At 61.3% G+C, this 21,125-nt stretch carries 12 protein-coding genes; all 12 read left to right on the top strand.

The window, feature by feature from the left end; all coding sequences use genetic code 11:
* Positions 1-6 precede the first annotated feature (6 nt).
* The 12 genes from rplA (at position 7) to A4A58_RS10120 (ending at position 21,112) form a co-directional block, all read left to right on the top strand.
* Positions 7-699: a 50S ribosomal protein L1 gene (gene rplA, locus A4A58_RS10175; protein WP_068731526.1), complete on the top strand. Its 693-nt coding sequence runs from the start codon at positions 7-9 to the stop codon at positions 697-699.
* A 111-nt stretch (positions 700-810) separates the two neighbouring features.
* Positions 811-1,761 (top strand): 2-hydroxyacid dehydrogenase, encoded by a 951-nt coding sequence (locus A4A58_RS10170; protein ID WP_068731525.1) that lies wholly within the window; start codon positions 811-813, stop codon positions 1,759-1,761.
* Positions 1,762-1,902: 141 nt separating this feature from the next.
* A complete protein-coding gene (locus A4A58_RS10165; RefSeq protein ID WP_068731523.1) occupies positions 1,903-2,559 on the top strand; it encodes a TetR/AcrR family transcriptional regulator in 657 nt (218 codons plus the stop codon).
* A gap of 161 nt (positions 2,560-2,720) precedes the next feature.
* Complete coding sequence (locus tag A4A58_RS10160) at positions 2,721-3,185, top strand: (2Fe-2S)-binding protein (RefSeq protein WP_068731522.1); 465 nt, start codon at positions 2,721-2,723, stop codon at positions 3,183-3,185.
* A 3-nt stretch (positions 3,186-3,188) separates the two neighbouring features.
* On the top strand, positions 3,189-5,354 hold the full coding sequence (locus A4A58_RS10155; RefSeq protein WP_068731520.1) for a xanthine dehydrogenase family protein molybdopterin-binding subunit: 2,166 nt from the start codon (positions 3,189-3,191) through the stop codon (positions 5,352-5,354).
* The gene (locus tag A4A58_RS10150; RefSeq protein WP_068731517.1) at positions 5,351-5,992 is read left to right on the top strand and encodes an Isoquinoline 1-oxidoreductase subunit; all 642 of its coding nucleotides are present in this window, start codon (positions 5,351-5,353) and stop codon (positions 5,990-5,992) included. The genes A4A58_RS10155 and A4A58_RS10150 overlap by 4 nt, the downstream gene beginning before the upstream one ends.
* Before the next feature lie 817 nt (positions 5,993-6,809).
* Positions 6,810-7,328, top strand: a complete 519-nt coding sequence (gene rplJ, locus A4A58_RS10145) for a 50S ribosomal protein L10 (RefSeq protein WP_068731515.1) — start codon at positions 6,810-6,812, stop codon at positions 7,326-7,328.
* A gap of 54 nt (positions 7,329-7,382) precedes the next feature.
* The gene (rplL, locus tag A4A58_RS10140) at positions 7,383-7,760 is read left to right on the top strand and encodes a 50S ribosomal protein L7/L12 (protein WP_068731513.1); all 378 of its coding nucleotides are present in this window, start codon (positions 7,383-7,385) and stop codon (positions 7,758-7,760) included.
* 430 nt (positions 7,761-8,190) lie between these two features.
* Positions 8,191-12,306 (top strand): DNA-directed RNA polymerase subunit beta, encoded by a 4,116-nt coding sequence (gene rpoB, locus A4A58_RS10135; protein WP_068731511.1) that lies wholly within the window; start codon positions 8,191-8,193, stop codon positions 12,304-12,306.
* A gap of 125 nt (positions 12,307-12,431) precedes the next feature.
* A complete protein-coding gene (rpoC, locus tag A4A58_RS10130) occupies positions 12,432-16,631 on the top strand; it encodes a DNA-directed RNA polymerase subunit beta' (protein WP_068731509.1) in 4,200 nt (1,399 codons plus the stop codon).
* A 267-nt stretch (positions 16,632-16,898) separates the two neighbouring features.
* Entirely contained in the window at positions 16,899-18,953 is a 2,055-nt protein-coding gene (locus tag A4A58_RS10125) for an FAD-dependent oxidoreductase (RefSeq protein WP_068731507.1), read from the top strand.
* Positions 18,954-19,078: 125 nt separating this feature from the next.
* Positions 19,079-21,112, top strand: a complete 2,034-nt coding sequence (locus A4A58_RS10120) for an ABC transporter ATP-binding protein (RefSeq protein ID WP_068731505.1) — start codon at positions 19,079-19,081, stop codon at positions 21,110-21,112.
* The last annotated feature ends 13 nt before the right edge of the window (positions 21,113-21,125 follow it).

The following is a 21,125-nucleotide window of genomic DNA, read 5'->3' as shown; positions in this document are numbered from 1 at the left end:
ACGGTCATGGCAATTGGAAAACGTTTGAAGAACGCCCGTGAGGGCATCGACCGCGAGAAGCTCTATCCGGTCGCCGAGGCCATCAAGATGGTCAAGGAACGCGCCAAGTCGAAGTTCGATGAGACCATCGAAATTTCGCTGAACCTCGGCGTCGATCCGCGTCACGCCGACCAGATGGTCCGTGGCGTCGTTACTCTGCCGAACGGCACCGGCCGCACCCTGCGCGTCGGCGTGTTCGCCCGTGGCCCGAAGGCTGAAGAAGCCAAGGCTGCTGGTGCAGACGTCGTCGGTGCAGAAGACCTGTTCGAGAAGGTCCAGGCCGGTCAGATCGATTTCGATCGCTGTATCGCAACCCCCGACATGATGCCGCTGGTCGGTCGCCTTGGTAAGGTGCTCGGTCCGCGCGGCATGATGCCGAACCCGAAGATCGGCACCGTGACCATGGACGTCACCGGCGCAGTCAAGGGTGCCAAGGGCGGTTCGGTCGAGTTCCGCGTCGAGAAGGCCGGCATCGTGCAGGCTGGTATCGGCAAGGCATCTTTCTCGGAAGAGAAGCTCGTCGAAAACATCAAGGCTCTGGTCGATGCCGTCTCCAAGGCGAAGCCGGCTGGCGCCAAGGGCACCTATCTGCAGCGCGTTGCCGTGTCTTCGACCATGGGCCCCGGCGTCAAGGTTGAGACGGGCACCGTGCTCGGCTAAGCCGGAACAAGGCTTGCAAGAAACCAGGGCGGAATCGGGCAACCGGTTCCGCCCTTTCTTTTGTCTTCCGCTCTTTAGACCCGGCAGGAATGCCCCCAAAGGATCGTCACGATGGCCGAGAAGGTTCTGATCTATTCGCGTTTCCCGAAGTCCCAGATGGTGCGCATCGGCGAGCACTTCGATCTTCTAGACGCTGCAGGCAAGCCACCGCTGCAGACCTTTTCCGCTGACCAACTGAAAGACGTGCGCGCGCTGATCACCGCGGGCGGTCAGGTGCTCAAGGCAGACGTGATGGACATGATGCCGGCGCTCGGCGCCATCATCTGCTACGGCACCGGCTATGACGGCGTCGACTTCAAGGCCGCAGCCGAACGCAAGATCGTGGTCGGCAACAGCCCCGGCGCAAATGCGGCATCGGTGGCCGACCTCGCGCTGACCCTCATGCTCGCGGTGACGCGGCGTCTGCTGCCGGCGGATCAGTATCTGCGCGAAGGCGGCTGGTCGGGTGCGAAGCCGTCGCCGCTGATGTCGCCCCAGCCCGGCAATCCCGGCCGCAGAGTGGGCGTCTATGGCATGGGCGAGATCGGCCGCAAAATCGCATCGCGCGTCGCCGCCTTCGAATGCGACGTCGCCTATCACAGCCGCAGCAAGCATGATGTGCCGTATCGCTATGAGCCCAGCCTCGAAGCGCTGGTCGAATGGTGCGACGTGCTGATGATCGCCGTGCGGGCAGGGGGCGATACCAACCGCATCATCGATGCCGCGATGCTGAAGAAGCTCGGCGCCAATGGTGTCGTCGTGAACATCTCGCGCGGCTCGGTGATCGATCAGGCGGCACTCACGGCTGCGCTGACCGACAAGACCATCGCTGGCGCCGGCCTCGACGTGTTCGAGAAGGAGCCCCACGCGCCCGACGCACTCACGGCTTTGCCGAATGTTGTGCTGACGCCGCATATCGGTGGTCACACACTCGACTCGCACATGGCGATGCAGGACTGTGTCATCGCCAATCTCGACGCGTTTTACGCGGGCAAGGGGCTGCCGTATGCGGTGGTGGTCTAGGGCAGCTATTCGGCGATCTGGAAACTGGTGAACAGGTCAACCACGCTCTGAGGCGCGTTGTCGTTGAAGAACAGCTTCAGATTCCGATCGGTCTCTGCGGCAACAGACGCACTGCGGGGAAAGAGGTCGATTTCGTAAGTGATGAGCGCGGCTTCGACGTCTTCCCGGGATCGCATCATCGAAGCGTCGATCGCGATCCTGGACGGCAGCGGGGAAGATGGTCTGACGTTCCGCGCCCTGTCGGAACGGCTGGCCACGGGCCCCGGGGCTATTTATTGGCACGTGCCCAACAAGGGCGATCTGCTGACTGCCGCCTGCGACGCCATCATCGCCCGCGCGATGAACGCGCCCCTGGTCGGCGCGACGCCTCAGGCCATCATTCGCACCCTCGCGCTGGGCATGTTTGACGCGATCGACGCGCATCCGTGGGTTGGGTCGGCGCTCACACGCGCTCCCGGGCAGTTGCCCATGGTGCGAATACTCGAACGCATCGGCCGGCAGGTGAGCGCCCTTGGCGTGCCTGACGAGGAACAGTGGGCGACGGTGGGGGCGTTGCTGAACTACATCCTCGGCGTCGGTGCGCAGAACGCGGCCAATGGGCAGCTCGGCCGGACGCGAGGGATCGACAGGTCTGACTTTCTGGACGCGGTCGCAACCACCTGGTCTCAGCTCGATCCGGATGCGTATGCATTCACCCGCAGCATGGCTGCGCATTTGCGGGGGCACGACGACCGCAGGGACTTTCTCGCCGGAATCGATCTCATCCTGAGCGGCATCGAAGCGTCGCGGCGCCTCTGACAAGCTGGCGACTGGTCTGCAGGGCCGTTTCGCAAGAACCAATTTCGTTCCCGCGCGGTACAAAAATAATTGAATGGGTTATTCCGCAATGCGGATGTAGATGTCGGCTGTTTAGAACAACTCGAATGTAGGCGTACATTCGACGACATAGGACATCAGCGATGGCTGCGTTCACTCTCAAGATCAACGGTCAGGCCCGTCAGGTCGACGTCGATCCCAACACACCTCTGCTCTGGGCAATTCGAGATGGGGCCGGTCTCACCGGCACCAAATACGGCTGCGGGGTCGCGCAATGCGGCGCCTGCACGGTCTATGTGGACGGCCAGACCGTCCGCTCGTGTTCAATGCCCGTCTCGGCCATCGGCACCAGCGAAATCACCACCATCGAAGGGCTCGACTCCAAGGAAGCCAAGGCGGTGCAGGCGGCCTGGGTCGCGCTCGACGTGCCGCAATGTGGCTACTGTCAATCCGGTCAGGTGATGAGCGCCACCGCGCTGCTCAGCGTCAATCCGACCCCCACCGACAACGATATCGATCTGGCGATGAACGGCAACATCTGCCGCTGCGCCACCTATGTCCGCATCCGCGCCGCCATTCATGGCGCCGCCAAATCGCTGGAGGGTTGAGCCATGACCGTTCATGACACCAAACTCTCCCGTCGCACGCTGCTCAAGGGCAGCGCTGGCCTCGTGCTCGGCGCCTATGTTGCGCGCGCCGACAAGCTGTTCGCGCAGGCGGCGGCAAAGCCGTCGATCAATATCGCGCCGAACACCTTCCTGATCATCAAGCCCGACAACACCGTCACGGTGCTGTGCAAGGGCATCGAATTCGGGCAGGGGCCGTTCACCGGCATGGCGACTTTGGTCGCCGAAGAACTCGACGCGGATTGGGCGCAGATGCGTGCCGATCACGCGCCGTCGAATCCGCAGCTCTACAAGAATCTGGCGTTCGGCATGCAGGGCACCGGTGGCTCGACGGCCATTGCCAATTCCTACATCCAGATGCGACAGGTCGGCGCCGCCGCGCGCCAGATGCTGGTCGCGGCTGCGGCCGATGCGTGGCAGGTGCCGGCAGGCGAGATCACTGTCGATAACGGTGTGATCAAACATGCATCTGGCCATGAAGGTCGCTTCGGCGAATTCGCCGACAAGGCGATGGCCATGCCGGTGCCGGCCGATCCGAAGCTGAAGGACCCGTCGCAGTTCAGGTTGATCGGCAAGGAAGGCGTCGTGAAACGCCTCGACAGCGCCGACAAGACCAATGGCAAGGCGTTCTACACGCTCGATATCAACGAACCGGACATGCTCACGGTGGTCGTGGCGCGTTCGCCGAAATTCGGCGGCAAGGTCGCGTCCTTCGATGCGACGGCTGCGAAAGCCGTGGCGGGTGTCGTCGACGTCAAGCAGGTGTCGAATGGTGTCGCTGTCTATGCCAAGGGCTTCTGGCCCGCGAAGATGGGCCGCGACGCGCTGAAGATCACCTGGGACGACAGCAAGGCGGAGAAGCGTGGCAGTGCGGAGCTGCTGCAGCAATTCCGCGGCCTGTCGAAGACGGCCGGCAAACTCGTCAAGGCCGAAGGCAAGTTCGAAGAGTCGATGGCCAAAGGCGGCCGCGTGATCGAGGTTGAATACGTCTTCCCGTATCTGGCCCATGCCGCGATGGAGCCGCTCAACGCCTATCTGAAATGGGACGGCGACACCGCCTATGCGCGCTACGGCTGCCAGTTCCCAACGCCTGACCATATGGCGATCTCCAAGGTGCTCGGGCTGCCGATCGAGAAGGTGAAGATCGACGTGCTTCTTGCCGGCGGCAGCTTCGGCCGCCGCGCGCAGCAGAGCACGCATCAGGCCATCGAGCTCGCCGAAGTCGCGAAGGCGATCGGACCGGGCAAGCCGGTCAAGCTGGTGTGGACGCGCGAGGACGATATGCGCGGCGGCTACTATCGGCCTTATTGCATCCACCGCATGCGCGGTGCGGTGCGCGACGGCAAGATTGAAGCCTGGAGCGACACCATCGTCAGCCAGTCGATCATGAAGGGGTCCTTCTTCGAGTCCATGATGTTCAAGGACGGTCTCGACCCGACGTCCTATGAAGGCTCGAACGAAATCCCGTATGACGTCGAGAACTTCCGCTGCGACATGCATCAGGTCGATGTCGGCGTGCCCGTGTTGTGGTGGCGCTCGGTGGGCCACACCCACACCGGTTATGTCGTCGAAGCCTTTGTCGATGAACTGCTCGAGGCCGCCGGCAAGGATCCGATCGAAGGCCGGCTCGCACTCCTGAGCAAGAAACCACGCCATGCGGGCGCGCTGAAGGCCGTCGCCGAACTCGCCGACTGGAAGAACTACAAGGTGCCGGCAGGCCGTGCGCGCGGCGTTGCGGTGGTCGAGAGCTTCAACACCTTCGTCGCGCAGGTGGTCGAACTGTCCATGACCGACGACGGTCCGAAGGTGCACAAGGTGTGGTGCGCGGTGGATTGCGGCGTCGCCGTGAACCCCGACATCATCCGCGCGCAGATGGAAGGTGGCATCGGCTTCGGCCTCGGTCACATCCTCTATGCGGAACAGACGCTGGATGCCGGCGCGCCGGTGTCCGGCAATTTCGATACGTATCGTTCACTGCGCATCAACGAGATGCCGGAGATCGAAGTGGTCATCGTGAAATCGACCGAGAAGCCATCAGGCGTCGGCGAACCCGGCGTGCCTCCGCTCGGGCCTGCCGTTGCCAACGCGCTGGCGAAACTCGGAGTGGGAAGACCGCGGCAGTTGCCGATCGTGCCAGGAGCCTCAGCATGAGCTTGTTTAAGAACTCGATGTTGGCGCTGGTCGCCGGCGGCCTCGCGGCGGGTCTTCTCGCATTCGCGGAGCCGAGCTTCCAGGAGGCCGATGCAGCGGTCAGCAATCCGACCAAGCTGCAGTCGGTCTCGGCCTTCGCCAAGATCAAGAACAAGAACGAGCGTGCGGTGGCGCTGTTTACGGAAGCCGGCAAGGTCATCCAGTCGCCGCGCTGCATGAACTGCCATCCGGCGACAGAGCGTCCGACCCAGACTGACCGCATGCGGCCGCATATCCCGCTGGTCGTGCGCGGCGAGGGCGGTGTCGGCGCGGCCGGTGGTCTCGCTTGCGCCACCTGCCACCACGAGAACAACTTCGATGCCGCCAACGTCCCCGGCAATCCGAAGTGGGCGCTAGCGCCCATCGAGATGGCCTGGCAGGGCAAGACGCTCGGCCAGATCTGCACCCAGATCAAGGACAAGGAGCGCAATGGCGGCAAGGACATGGCCGCACTTGTGAAGCACATGGCCGAAGACGAACTGGTCGGCTGGGGCTGGCATCCCGGTGGCAACCGGACTCCGGCGCCGGGTACCCAGAAGCAGTTCGGTGAGCTGATCAAGGCCTGGGCCGATGCGGGAGCGGCCTGCCCGAAAGGGTGAGGGCTTAGAGCGCAGGACCCACTTTCCCTCCCCCGCACTTGCGTGGGGTCGGGCGGACGAATTCGTCCGCCATAGGTGGCCGGCCGTAGGCCGGTCGGGTGGGGGTGGTTCAATACGGGATTCTGCGCGCGCGGCACCCCACCCGTCACGTTTGCTCGCTGCGCTCGCAACGCGCCACCCTCCCCACGTCACACAGCTTCGCTGTGCTAGGGGGAGGGATTAAGGAGGGCCCGGGGGCTCCCTTGCAGAAAAGATGCCACATCGGCATTTCGCGCTTGGCAACACGAAAAAGACTCGTTAAACAACCGTTTCCGGGCGTGCTGGCTGGTAGCTGGCGCGTCTGTGTTCGCATTCCGACAACCCACATCGCAGGAGACTTTTCCTTTCAGGCTATCCATCCGGATCGCTCGAAGGGGACAGGAAGCGCGACGCGGATTTGAGGAAGGCGGGCAGGGATCAACAATAGGTCAGATGATGGCTTATCGATGATCCTGAATCCTGTCCGAGACTGCTGGCGCCTGCGATAAACGCAAGTTTCATCAACGGCTTAATCGTAAAACTTGATGCAGCCAGCATAGACGGGTGAAGACTGGATTTCGCCAACGTCGTTTTGTGCGACGTGACGCGTATTTGGTTCGAACCTCGACACCCCGCGCCAATGCTGGTTCGCCAGGAAGGTTCGGGAGGGCAGGCTATCATATCGTCTCGCCCGACGTGTCTAAGAGACCATGTGTCTTGAGGTCAGGTTCAGGTGGGGCGGTGGGTGTAACCCGGCGGTCCTATCTCGATAGAGGCCGCCAACCGGAGAGAGCTTGCTGTGGAAAGAGCGGCTAAAAAGGACGCGGTCGACGCGCTGAACGGGGTCTTCAAGACCACCAGCGTTGCGGTCGTCGCCCATTATTCCGGCCTCACCGTTGCCCAGATGCAGACCCTGCGTTCGCAGATGAAGCTGGCTGGCGCCTCGGTGAAGGTCTCGAAGAACCGTCTCGCCAAAATTGCTCTTGAAGGCACGGATGTTGCTGCCATCGGTTCCCTGTTGAAGGGCCCGACCGTGATCGCCACTTCGGACGATCCGGTAGCTGCACCGAAGGTTGCCGTCGAATTTGCCAAGGCGAACGAGAAGTTCGTCATTCTTGGCGGCTCGATGGGTAAAACCGTCCTGAACGTCGACAGCGTCAAGGCCCTGGCCGCGCTGCCCTCGCTCGACGAACTGCGCGCGAAGATCCTCGGCCTCCTTGTGGCGCCGGCGACCAAGATCGCTCAGCTCTCGACAGCTCCCGCGGCGAAGCTCGCGCGTGTTGTTCAGGCCTATGCCTCAAAGAGCGAAGCGGCCTGACGCCCTTCGCATTCAAACCCTGGTTCGAACCAAATACGCTTAAGGATATAGACAATGGCTGACCTACAGAAAATCGTTGAAGATCTCTCGAGCCTGACCGTGCTCGAAGCTGCCGACCTCGCCAAGATGCTCGAAGAAAAGTGGGGCGTTTCGGCTGCTGCCGCTGTTGCGGTTGCTGGTCCGGCTGCTGGTGGCGGCGGTGCCGCTGCTGCTGAAGAAAAGACCGAGTTCACTGTCGTTCTGGCTGGTGCCGGCGACAAGAAGATCGAAGTTATCAAGGAAGTCCGTGCGATCACGGGTCTTGGCCTCAAGGAAGCCAAGGACCTGGTCGAAGGCGCGCCGAAGCCCGTCAAGGAAGGCGTTTCCAAGGACGAAGCCGAGAAGATCAAGGGTCAGCTCGAGAAGGCTGGCGCGAAGGTCGAACTCAAGTAAGACCCTTTTGGGTTCCATCTGGAGGGCGGCCGTTTGGTCGCTCTCTGGGCCGGAACTCATTCGACTACACAGGAATGTGTGGGGATGCGCTGGGAACCACCCTCGAATCTCCATGATTGCCATCCCATATCGGGACGGCAGCACGAAAAATACGGTCTGACAGCGGAAGCGGTGACGCTTCCGGTTAAGCCGTTGGGAGATGGGCAATTTTCGGGCTTTTCGGTCCGTAGCTAGACGGTTTGGACGGGCGGGATGCAGTCGGGCATCGCGCACGTCGTTTTGCGTTCTGCGATTCAAATGCTCGGGAGAGGGGTTTTATTCCTCACATTGGGCGCCGAATTCGGAACGTTCTTGGAAATTCAACCCGGAGGCGATGGCAGTCGCGCTCCGGAAGGTTCGCCCCTTTCGGGCGACGCAATGAGAGGCCACGATGGGTCAGCAGACGTTCACAGGTCGCAAGCGCGTTCGCAAGTTCTTCGGTCATATTAAAGAAGTCGCAGAGATGCCGAACCTCATCGAGGTTCAGAAGGCGTCCTACGACCAGTTCCTGATGGTCGATGAGCCGACCGGCGGTCGCCTCGACGAAGGTCTGCAGGCTGTTTTCCGTTCGGTGTTTCCGATCTCGGATTTCTCGGGCACCTCGATGCTGGAATTCGTGCGCTACGAATTCGAGCCGCCGAAATATGACGTTGATGAGTGCCGCCAGCGCGGCATGACCTATGCTGCGCCGCTGAAGGTGACGCTGCGCCTGATCGTGTTCGATATCGACGAAGAAACCGGCGCCAAGTCCGTCAAGGACATCAAGGAGCAGGACGTCTACATGGGCGATATCCCGCTCATGACCATGAACGGCACCTTCGTCGTCAACGGCACCGAGCGCGTCATCGTCTCGCAGATGCATCGTTCGCCGGGCGTGTTCTTCGATCACGACAAGGGCAAGACCCATTCGTCGGGCAAGCTGCTGTTCGCTGCCCGCGTGATCCCGTATCGCGGTTCCTGGCTGGACATCGAGTTCGACGCCAAGGACATCGTGTTCGCGCGTATCGACCGTCGCCGCAAGATTCCGGTGACGTCGCTGATGTTTGCGCTGGGTCTGGATGGCGAAGAGATTCTCTCGACGTTCTACAAGAAGATCCAGTTCAAGAAGATCAAGGAAGGCTGGCGCGTTCCGTTCGACGCCGCCCGTTTCCGTGGCTACTCCACCGTCAACGACCTGATCGATGCCGACACCGGCAAGGTCGCGCTCGAAGCCGGCAAGAAGCTCACCGTGCGTGCCGCCCGTCAGCTCGCCGAGAAGGGCCTCAAGGCGCTGCGTCTGACCGACGAAGAGCTGGTCGGCAACTACCTCGCCGAGGACCTCGTCAACGTGAAGACTGGTGAAATCTACGCCGAAGCCGGTGAAGAGATCACCGAGAAGTCGCTGAAGGCGCTGAACGAGGAGGGCTACAAGGAACTCCCGCTGCTCGACATCGACCACGTCAACATCGGCGCCTATATCCGCAACACGCTGAATGCCGACAAGAACCTGACGCGTGAAGACGCGCTGTTCGACATCTATCGCGTGATGCGTCCGGGTGAGCCGCCGACGCTCGAATCCGCGCAGAACATGTTCCAGTCGCTGTTCTTCGACAGTGAGCGCTACGACCTCTCGGCCGTGGGCCGCGTGAAGATGAACATGCGCCTCGAACTCGATGCGCCGGATACCCATCGCACGCTGCGCAAGGAAGACATCCTCGCCGTCATCAAGACGCTGGTGGATCTGCGCGACGGCAAGGGCGAAATCGACGACATCGACCATCTCGGCAATCGCCGTGTGCGTTCGGTCGGCGAGCTGATGGAAAATCAGTATCGCGTCGGTCTGCTGCGCATGGAGCGTGCCATCAAGGAACGCATGTCGTCCGTCGACATCGACACCGTGATGCCGCAGGACCTGATCAACGCGAAGCCCGCGGCTGCCGCGGTGCGCGAGTTCTTCGGTTCGTCGCAGCTGTCGCAGTTCATGGACCAGACCAACCCGCTCTCGGAAATCACCCACAAGCGTCGTCTTTCGGCGCTTGGACCGGGCGGTCTGACCCGCGAGCGTGCCGGCTTCGAAGTCCGCGACGTGCATCCGACCCATTACGGCCGTATCTGCCCGATCGAAACGCCGGAAGGCCCGAACATCGGTCTGATCAACTCGCTCGCCACCTTCGCGCGCGTCAACAAGTACGGTTTCGTCGAGACCCCTTACCGCAAGGTCAAGGACGGTCGCGTCACCGATGAAGTCGTTTACCTGTCGGCGATGGAAGAGGGGCGCTACTCGGTCGCGCAGGCGAACGTGTCGCTCGACGCCAAGGGCAAGTTCACCGAAGACATGATCATCTGCCGTCACGCCGGCGACGTGTTGCCGCTGCCGGCCGACAAGGTCGACTACATGGACGTGTCGCCGAAGCAGCTCGTTTCGGTCGCCGCGGCGCTGATCCCGTTCCTCGAGAACGACGACGCCAACCGCGCGCTGATGGGCTCGAACATGCAGCGTCAGGCCGTGCCTCTGGTACGCGCTGAAGCGCCGTTCGTCGGTACCGGCATGGAAGCTGTCGTGGCCCGCGACTCCGGTGCTGCGATCGCTGCCCGCCGTTCGGGTGTCATCGACCAGATCGACGCAACTCGCGTGGTTATCCGCGCGACCGAAGATCTCGATCCGACCAAGTCGGGCGTCGATATCTATCGCCTGATGAAGTACCAGCGTTCGAACCAGTCGACCTGTATCAACCAGCGTCCGCTGGTGAAGGTTGGCGACATCATTCGCAAGGGCGACATCATTGCCGACGGTCCGTCGACCGATCTCGGTGAACTCGCGCTCGGCCGCAACGTGCTCGTCGCGTTCATGCCGTGGAATGGCTACAACTTCGAAGACTCGATCCTCCTCTCGGAGCGGATCGTGAAGGAAGACGTCTTCACCTCGATCCATATCGAGGAATTCGAAGTGATGGCCCGCGACACCAAGCTCGGCCCTGAGGAAATCACCCGCGACATTCCGAACGTGTCGGAAGAAGCGTTGAAGAACCTCGACGAAGCCGGCATCGTCTATATCGGCGCTGAAGTCCGCGCCGGCGACATCCTGGTCGGCAAGATCACGCCGAAGGGCGAAAGCCCGATGACGCCGGAAGAAAAGCTCCTGCGCGCCATCTTCGGTGAAAAGGCGTCGGACGTTCGCGACACCTCGCTCCGCGTGCCTCCGGGCGTGCAGGGCACGATCGTCGAAGTCCGCGTGTTCAACCGGCACGGCGTCGACAAGGACGAGCGCGCTCTGGCGATTGAGCGGGAAGAAATCGAACGTCTCGCCAAGGACCGTGACGACGAACAGGCCATCCTGGATCGTAACGTCTACGGCCGTCTGACTGATCTCCTGGAGAACAAGGTCGGCATCGCCGGTCCGAAGGGCTTCAAGAAGGACAGCAAGATCACGCGCGCCGTGCTCGACGAAAATCCGCGGTCGCAGTGGTGGATGTTCGCCACCGCGAACGACAAGCTGATGACCGAAGTCGAAGCGATGCGGAAGCAGTACGACGAGTCGAAGAAGGGCCTTGAACAGCGCTTCCTCGACAAGGTCGAGAAGCTGCAGCGTGGCGACGAACTGCCGCCCGGCGTGATGAAGATGGTCAAGGTCTTCGTCGCGGTGAAGCGCAAGATCCAGCCCGGCGACAAGATGGCCGGACGTCACGGCAACAAGGGCGTGGTGTCGAAGATCGTTCCGATCGAAGACATGCCGTTCCTTGAAGACGGTACGCATGCGGACATCGTGCTGAACCCGCTCGGCGTGCCATCGCGCATGAACGTCGGTCAGATTCTCGAGACGCATCTTGGCTGGGCCTGCGCAGGCATGGGCAAGAAGATCGGTCAGACCATCGACGCCTACTACCAGAAGCAGGATCTGAAGCCGCTGCGCGACACCCTGAAGAAGGTTTACGGCGAAGACGAAGTCATCAAGTCGCTGAACGACGATCAGCTGCTCGAACTCGCCCGTAACCTGAAGCCGGGCGTGCCGATTGCGACGCCGGTGTTCGACGGTGCGAAGGAAGCCGACATCGAAGAGATGTTGAAGATGGCCGGCTTCGACGCGTCCGGTCAGTCCACCGTCTATGACGGCCGGACCGGCGACCAGTTCGATCGCAAGGTGACCGTGGGCTACATCTACATGCTCAAGCTTCACCATCTCGTGGACGACAAGATCCACGCGCGTTCGATCGGTCCGTACTCGCTCGTCACGCAGCAGCCGCTGGGTGGTAAGGCGCAGTTCGGCGGTCAGCGCTTCGGTGAAATGGAAGTGTGGGCGCTCGAGGCTTACGGCGCGGCGTACACACTCCAGGAAATGCTGACGGTGAAGTCGGACGACGTCGCGGGCCGTACCAAGGTCTACGAGGCGATCGTGCGCGGCGACGACACGTTCGAGGCCGGTATTCCGGAATCGTTCAACGTGCTGGTCAAGGAAATGCGCTCGCTCGGCCTCAACGTCGATCTGCACAATTCCAAGCTGCCGGGGCCGACCTCCGAAGCTGCCGAGTAAGAACAAGCGTTACGCCCGGCCTGATGGCCGGGCGTCCGCACCCAGCCGGGACGTGGGGCAGGGTGTGTGGCTCTAAAGAATTTCGAATTTGCTGCTGATGGCGATCGGCACGCGAGGAGAAGACGATGAACCAAGAAATTATGAATCTCTTCAATCCGACGACTCCGGCTCAGGTCTTCGACCAGATCCGGATCTCGATTGCGTCCCCGGAGAAGATTCTGTCGTGGTCCTACGGCGAGATCAAAAAACCGGAAACCATCAACTACCGTACCTTCAAGCCCGAGCGCGACGGCCTGTTCTGCGCCCGCATCTTCGGGCCCATCAAGGATTACGAGTGCTTGTGCGGCAAGTACAAGCGCATGAAGTACAAGGGCATCATCTGTGAGAAGTGCTCGGTCGAAGTGACCTTGTCGCGCGTCCGTCGCGAGCGCATGGGTCATATCGAACTGGCCGCTCCGGTTGCGCATATCTGGTTTCTGAAGTCGCTGCCGTCGCGCATCGGCCAGTTGCTGGACATGACGCTCAAGGATCTCGAGCGCATCCTGTACTTTGAATACTACGTCGTTCTTGAGCCGGGTCTCACCGCGCTCAAGGACCGTCAGCTGCTGTCCGAAGAAGAGTACCTGAAGGCGCAGGACGAATACGGTCAGGACTCGTTCACCGCCATGATCGGTGCCGAGGCGATCCGTGAACTGTTGAAGGGTCTGGAGCTCGAGAAGCTCGACGAGCAGCTGCGCGTCGAGATGAAGGAGACCGAATCCGACATCAAGCACAAGAAGCTCGCCAAGCGCCTGAAGATCGTCGAGGCTTTCCGCTATTCCGGTAACAAGCCGGAATGGATGATCCTCACGGTGGTGCCGGTGATCCCGCCGGATCTGCGTCCGCTGGTGCCGCTGGATGGCGGCCGCTTCGCGACGTCGGATCTGAACGATCTGTATCGCCGCGTCATCAACCGTAACAACCGCTTGAAGCGTCTGATGGAGCTCCGCGCGCCGGACATCATCATCCGCAACGAAAAGCGCATGCTGCAGGAGGCCGTCGACGCATTGTTCGACAACGGCCGCCGTGGCCGCGTCATCACCGGCGCCAACAAGCGTCCGCTGAAGTCGCTGGCTGACATGTTGAAGGGCAAGCAGGGTCGTTTCCGTCAGAACCTGCTCGGCAAGCGCGTCGACTATTCGGGTCGTTCGGTCATCGTCGTCGGTCCGGAACTGCGTCTGCATCAGTGCGGCCTGCCGAAGAAGATGGCGCTCGAACTGTTCAAGCCGTTCATCTATTCGCGTCTCGACGCCAAGGGTCTGTCCACCACGGTGAAGCAGGCGAAGAAGCTCGTTGAAAAAGAACGTCCCGAGGTCTGGGATATTCTCGACGAGGTCATTCGCGAGCATCCCGTGCTGCTGAACCGCGCGCCGACGCTGCATCGTCTGGGTATCCAGGCGTTCGAGCCGGTGCTCATCGAAGGCAAGGCGATCCAGCTGCATCCGCTGGTCTGCTCGGCTTTCAACGCCGACTTCGACGGCGACCAGATGGCCGTGCACGTTCCGCTGTCGCTCGAAGCGCAGCTGGAAGCGCGCGTCCTGATGATGTCGACCAACAACATCCTGCATCCCGCGAACGGTCAGCCGATCATCGTGCCGTCGCAGGACATCGTGCTGGGTCTGTACTACCTGTCGACCATGCGTGCGGGTCTCCCGGGCGAAGGCAAGCTGTATCGTGAGATGGCGGAGATCGAGCATGCGCTGCATGCAAAGGTCATCCACCTCCACACCAAGATCAAATACAGCTGGTCCGGTCTCGATGCGGACAGCAAGCCGGTCACGCGCATGGTGGAAACCACTGCCGGTCGTGCGATGCTCGGTCAGGTTCTGCCGAAGTCGCCGAAGATGCCTTTCGACGTCATCAACAAGCTGATGACCAAGAAGGAGATCTCGGGCGTCATCGATCAGGTCTACCGTCACTGCGGTCAGAAAGAGACCGTGATCTTCTGCGATCGCATCATGGCGCTCGGCTTCTACAACGCGTTCAAAGCCGGCATCTCGTTCGGCAAGGACGACATGGTCGTGCCGGGTTCGAAGTGGAAGATCGTCGACGCTACCCGTGCGTTCGCGAAGGACTTCGAACAGCAGTACAATGACGGTCTGATCACCCACGGTGAGAAGTACAACAAGGTCGTCGACGCTTGGTCGAAGGCGGGTGAAGAAGTCGCCAAGGAGATGATGAAAGAAATCTCCTCGGTAAAGAGGAATGCCCAGGGTGAAGAAGCCCAGATCAACTCGATCTACATGATGGCGCATTCCGGTGCCCGTGGTTCGCCGGCCCAGATGCGTCAGCTCGGTGGTATGCGCGGCCTGATGGCCAAGCCGTCGGGCGAGATCATCGAAACGCCGATCATCTCGAACTTCAAGGAAGGTCTGTCGGTTCTCGAATACTTCAACTCGACCCACGGCGCTCGTAAGGGCCTCGCGGACACCGCGTTGAAGACCGCGAACTCGGGCTACCTGACCCGTCGTCTTGTCGACGTGGCGCAGGACTGCATCATCACGCAGACCGATTGCGGCACCAATCTCGGCATCAAGATGCGCGCCATCATCGACTCCGGTTCGGTGGTCGCATCGCTGGCATCACGTATCCTCGGTCGTTCGGCCTGCGAAGACATTCGCGATCCCGCGACCAACAAGGTGCTGATCAAGCGCAACACGCTGATGGAAGAGAAGGACGTCGATCTGCTCCAGCAGGCCGGCATCCAGGAAGTGAAGATCCGTTCGGCTCTGACTTGCGAACTGGTCAACGGCATCTGCGGCACCTGCTACGGCCGCGATCTGGCCCGCGGCACGCCCGTCAACCACGGTGAGGCCGTCGGCGTCATCGCGGCGCAGTCGATCGGTGAGCCCGGCACCCAGCTGACGATGCGTACCTTCCACATCGGCGGCGCGGCGCAGCTCAACGAGCAGTCGGTGATCGAGTCGAACTTCGACGGCAAGATCACGATCAAGAACGAGAACATCGCCAAGAACGGCGAAGGCCACATGGTTGCAATGGTGCGCAACATGGTCATCGCCATCTCTGACGCCGATGGCACCGAGCGTGCGACGTATCGTATCCAGTACGGTGCTCGCGTTCACGTGGCCAACGGCGACATGATCAAGCGTGGCCAGCGTATCGCGGAATGGGATCCGTATTCCCGTCCACTGCTGACCGAAGTCGATGGCACGATCGGGTTCGAGGACCTGGTCGACGGCCAGTCGATTGCGGAAACGCTCGACGAGTCCACCGGTATCGCCAAGCGCGTCGTTACCGATTGGCGTTCGTCGCGTGGCGGTGCGGATCTGCGTCCGGCCATCGTCATCAAGGGCAAGGACGGCAAGGTCCTCAAGCTCGCACGTGGCGGTGATGCCCGTTACATGCTGTCGCCCGACGCCATTCTGTCGGTCGACGTCGATGCCAAGGTGACCTCGGGTGACATTCTCGCCCGTGTCTCGATGGAAAGCGCGAAGACGCGTGACATCACCGGCGGTCTGCCGCGGGTGGCCGAACTGTTCGAGGCGCGCAAGCCGAAGGACGCGGCGATCATCGCGGAAATCGGCGGCACCATCCGCTTTGGACGGGACTACAAGAACAAGCGTCGCATCTCGATCGAGCCGCTCGACAAGAATGAGGAGACCCGCGAGTACCTCATTCCGAAGGGCAAGCAGATCCATCTGCAGGACGGCGACATCGTCGAAAAGGGCGATTACATCGTCGAAGGCAATCCGGCGCCGCACGACATTCTGGCGATCAAGGGTATCGAGGAACTCGCTGCCTATCTGGTCAACGAAATCCAGGAAGTTTACCGGTTGCAGGGCGTGCTCATCAACGACAAGCACATCGAAGTGATTGTCCGTCAGATGCTGCAGAAGGTCGAGATTACCGATCAGGGCGAGACTGACATGATCTCGGGCGAGCAGATCGACAAGATCGAGTTCGACGCGCTGAACCTGAAGGCGAAGGAAGAAGGCAAGAAGATCGCGACTGGAAACCCTGTGCTGCTGGGCATCACCAAGGCCAGCTTGCAGACCCGTTCGTTCTTCTCGGCAGCGTCGTTCCAGGAGACCACGCGCGTGCTCACCGAAGCTGCCGTCAACGGCAAGGTGGACCCGCTCGAAGGCCTCAAGGAAAACGTCATTGTCGGCCGCCTGATCCCGGCCGGTACCGGCGCCTCGATGGCGAAGATCCGCGAAGTTGCAATGAAGCGCGACAAGATGATCCTCGACGAGCGCGAGAAGCAGGCGGCGATCGTGCCGTCGGCTCCGGAGCCCGAGCCGCTGATGCTGCCGTCGGCCGAGTAATCGGTCACTGCAGATCACATCAATGCCATGGAAAAGGCCGGCGAAAGCCGGCCTTTTTCGCGTCTGACGTGTGTTGCGGCGCACTACATGCTTTTGTTCATCTTTCCTTCAGCTGAAAAATGTTTTCACTTGGAGGGGGGTAGCGCGAGTCGACGGGGTCGACGGGCCAGCCTTGCAGCGTCAGCGGATTCCGCTTTGGCTGGGAATACGTTACATCGACCGTTGCCGGATATTGCCGCCGGCAAACACGACGCGTGAAAGAAACCTATGCTTGATCTTGCAATTGTTGGTGGTGGTCCAGGCGGCCTGATGAGCGCCTGGTATCTCAAGAAGAAGCTCGGCGATCTCTGTCGTGTCACCATCTACGAGGCGTCCGACCGCGTCGGCGGCAAGATTCTCACGCGTAAGTTCGATACAGCGCCAGCCATGTACGAAGCTGGCGTTGCGGAAATCTACGATTACTCGATGACAGGGCCGGATCCGCTGCGCGAGCTGATCCAGCATTTCGGCCTTCAGACCATTCCGATGGATGCCGAGCAGGTGCAGCTCGACGGCGAGCTGCTCAACGACGTGCCGGGCATGCGCAAGAAATACGGCCCGAAGACCGCAGCCGCCATTGAAGCCTTCCGCAAGAAGTGCGCGAGCATGGTGTCGCCGATCGAATATTACGAAGGCGTCGGTTCGCACGACAACGAACACCCCTGGGCATGGATAAATGCCGAGGAGCTGCTTGATAAGGAAGTCAGCGATCCCATTGCCAAGCGCTTCCTGAAGGTGATGGCGCGCTCCGACATCGCGACCGAGACGCACAACACCAACGGCCTCAATGCGCTGAAGAACTTCGTGATGGATGTCGATGGCTATATCGGCCTCTATTCGATCCAGAACGGCAACGAGCAGCTGATCTCCTGCCTGCAGTCAGAAGTCGATGCCGACATCCGGCTCAATCACCGTGTGCTCAAGGTCGGCAAGACTGAGCAGGGCCGCTATCAGCTCGACATGATGAACGGCAAGGGGCCGGACACCCGCGATTTCGATCTCGTGGTGATGTGCCTGCCGCATTCATGGCTGGCGACCATGCGCTGGGACGGCGAGCAGCTGCGCAAGTCGATGGTCAAGCATGTCTCTTACTTCGACCGCCCGGCGCATTATCTGCGGATCTCGCTGCTGTTCGATACGCCGTTCTGGGGCGAGCAGATTCCCGGCGCCTGGTTCATGTCGGAAGCCTTCGGCGGCTGCTGTGTCTATAACGAGGGCGCGCGCCACGATGTCGGCAAGCACGGCGTGCTGAACTGGCTGGTGCCAGGCTCCGACGCGCTGGCCTTTGCTAACCTCACAGATGACGAGTTGATTGATGCCGCACTGAAGTCGTTGCCGGTATCGTTTGGCGATGCGCGTGCGCATCTGCTGGAAGGCAAGATCCATCGCTGGCTGTCATCGGTCAACGCGATTCCCGGCGGCATGCCGGTGCGCGACGTGATGACCAATCACCGGCCGGAGCCGAAGGATCATCCGGGGCTCGTCGTGGTCGGCGACTATCTGTTCGACTCCACGCTGAACGGTCTGCTCGACTCCTCCGATGCCGCCACCGACATTATCCTCACCGAGATGATGCGCCTGCGCCGTGCGCAGGATCAGAATGGCACGACGATCTCCGACAAGATCGATCGCGACTATTTCCAGAACTATCGCGGTGTCGGTCCTTATAGCGAGGTCTGGAGCCAGTTCACCGATCCGGCGTATCTGACAAATCTCATCAAGATCGTCTGGGGCCGCGCCAAGGGCTACAAGCTGCTTGTCGCCGGCTCGGCATCAGGCGAACTGGTCGGCGCGCTGCGCGCCAAGGGTATCGACGCCTGGGGTGTCGAGAACAACAAGGCGATCCACGCCAGGACGCCAAAGGCGCTGCAGAAGTTCAACAAGCTCGGCTCGATCACCGATCTGCCCTTCAAGGCCGGGCAGTTCGATTTCGTGTTCGAGACCAGCCTGTGTCACGTGAGCGACAAGCAGGTGGTGACGGCCGTGCAGGAGCTCAACCGCGTCGTGAAGACCGGCCTCGTCTTCGGCTCGGTCACGTCTGATATGGCGCCGGCGGTGATCGATCGCTACGACCTGCTGCGCGGCGTCAAGAAGCTCGGCACCTGGTGGGAGTGGTCGGAACTGTTCTTCGGCAATGGCTTCGACCTGTCGATGCATCGCCGCGACTGCACCGAGGCAGTGTGGGAAGCCACACTGGCCGCCGGCAAGGGGCCGGGCCACTGGTATGCCGACGCGGACAGCCTGCGTTACTCGTTCTTCGACAAGGTCGATGCCGAGGATTGATCTTTGGCATCCGCCCTCGGTTGCTTTGCCGAGGACATTCTGATCGCATAGGATCATTGCCGTGGCTGTCCGGGCCGCTTCATTGATTCTTGCGGTCGAATGACCGTGCAGCAACGGTTCGTTCCATGGCGTCGAAGCCACCTCCAAAGCCTCCATCCGACGACAAGAACGCGGCCGAGCCGGCCACGCCGCTCGATGACAAGTTTGCGCTCCCGGTTGGCGCTGCTGCGGCACAGGTTCCCAGCACGAAACCGCCGGCTGTCGAGAAGACGGCAAAAGCCAAGCCTGCCGTCGATGATGACGACGAGGATGAAGACGACGAGCTCGATGACGATGATGATGACGAGGAACTGGTCGTCTTCACCGCACGCGAGGCCGCCGGCGCATTCGGAACGGTCTATCGTTTCACGCGGCCATTGCTCGGCAAGTACCGCAAGCTGCTCGGCTTCGTTGGCTTCGGCGTTCTGGTCGAGACGCTGTTCAACGTCATCATGCCGCTCAGCCTCAAATATCTGATCGACGACGCGCTCGGCGAGGAAGACTTCGACGCGCTGTTCAAGATCCTGTCGGTGCTGGCCGTCGCCGGCATTGTCACGTCGATCGTTGCGATCTGGTATGAGCGCTGGGACGCCAAACTGGCAGCCTCGATCATCACGGACGTCCGCTCGCGCCTGTTCGATCACGTGCAGGATCTGCCGTCGGCCTATTTCGCCCGCACCAAGCGCGGTGAAATCCTGTCACGCTTCTCGATCGATCTGTCGTCTTTCGAGACCGCCATCAAGAGTTTCGCCAACAGCGCATTGCTGCCGTTCCTCGAACTGATCGCCGGCATCGGGCTGATGCTGTATCTGAACTGGCAGCTTGCCGCCGTCGCACTATTGATTTTCCCGATCACACTGATCGGCCCGCGCATCCTGACGCCGAAGGCCGTGCAGGCCAATTACGACCAGAAGCTCAGTGAAGCGTCAGTGCTCGGCATGGTGCAGGAGAACATCGCGGCGCAGGCGGTGATCAAGGCCTTCAGCCTGCAGCGCCGCACCATGGGCTGGTTCCGGCTACGCAATAACGAAACGCGCGACAGGATTGCGGCGGCGACCTTCCTGTCGACCATGGTCGAGCGCTCGGTCACCGTCTCGGTGTTGTTGCTGCATTTGGTGGTGCTGGCGATCGGCGCCTATCTCGCCACCAAGGGCCAGATCACCGTCGGTACCTTCGTCACCTTCGAAAGCGCGTTCTGGGAGGTGTCCTATAACATCGCCCATGTGATGCATTTCATCCCGGTGTCGATCCAGGCAGCGGCCGCCGTGCGGCACATGGAGGAGATGCTCGACGAGCCCACCCGCGGTGCCGACAAGCCCGGCTCACCGGAGCTGCCGCGCATCGTCAACGACATCACGTTCGATCGCGTCTCGTTCAAGTATGAGAACAGCCAGCAGCCGGTGCTCGACAATCTCAGCCTCAAGATCAATGTCGGCAAGACCGTCGCCATTGTCGGCCCATCCGGTTCCGGCAAGAGCACGTTGCTGAACCTGATCCTGCGGCTCTATGTGCCGGACGAGGGCAGGGTGACCATTGACGGCGTCGATATCCGCAAGATCACGCGCGAGTCCCTGCGCGGCCACATGGCCGTGGTGTTCCAGGAGAACATGCTGTTCAACATGTCGATCCGCGAGAACATCCGGCTCGGCAAGGAAGGCGCCACCGACGAGGAAGTCGAGCAGGCGGCGCGCAAGGCCGAGATCCATCGCTACATCATGAGCCTTCCGGACAAATACGACACCCAGGTCGGCGAGCGCGGCGATACGCTATCCGGCGGCCAACGCCAGCGCATTGCGATCGCGCGGGCCGTCGTCCGCAATCCGTCGGTGCTCCTGCTGGATGAGGCGACATCCGCCCTCGACCAGACAACCGAGGCGGCGCTCAACAAGACGCTGTTCAAACTCGCCAAGGGCCGCACTCTGATTTCGTCGACGCACCGGCTGGCCGCCGTGGTGGATATGGATGAAATCATCGTCATCAATGGCGGCAAGGCGATCGAGCGCGGCTCGCACAAAGAGCTGCTGGCGCTGAACGGCACCTATCGCCAGCTCTGGGACGACCAGCGGCACAGGTCATCTGCCAACGACGATGATGATGACGAGGATGACGACGACGAGTGAGCGCATCTGAAGA

This window comes from Tardiphaga robiniae, from assembly GCF_001618955.1.
Taxonomy (GTDB): Bacteria; Pseudomonadota; Alphaproteobacteria; order Rhizobiales; family Xanthobacteraceae; genus Tardiphaga; species Tardiphaga robiniae_A.
Note: the sequence above shows the minus strand (reverse complement) of the source record. Positions and strands in the feature narration are given on the sequence as shown.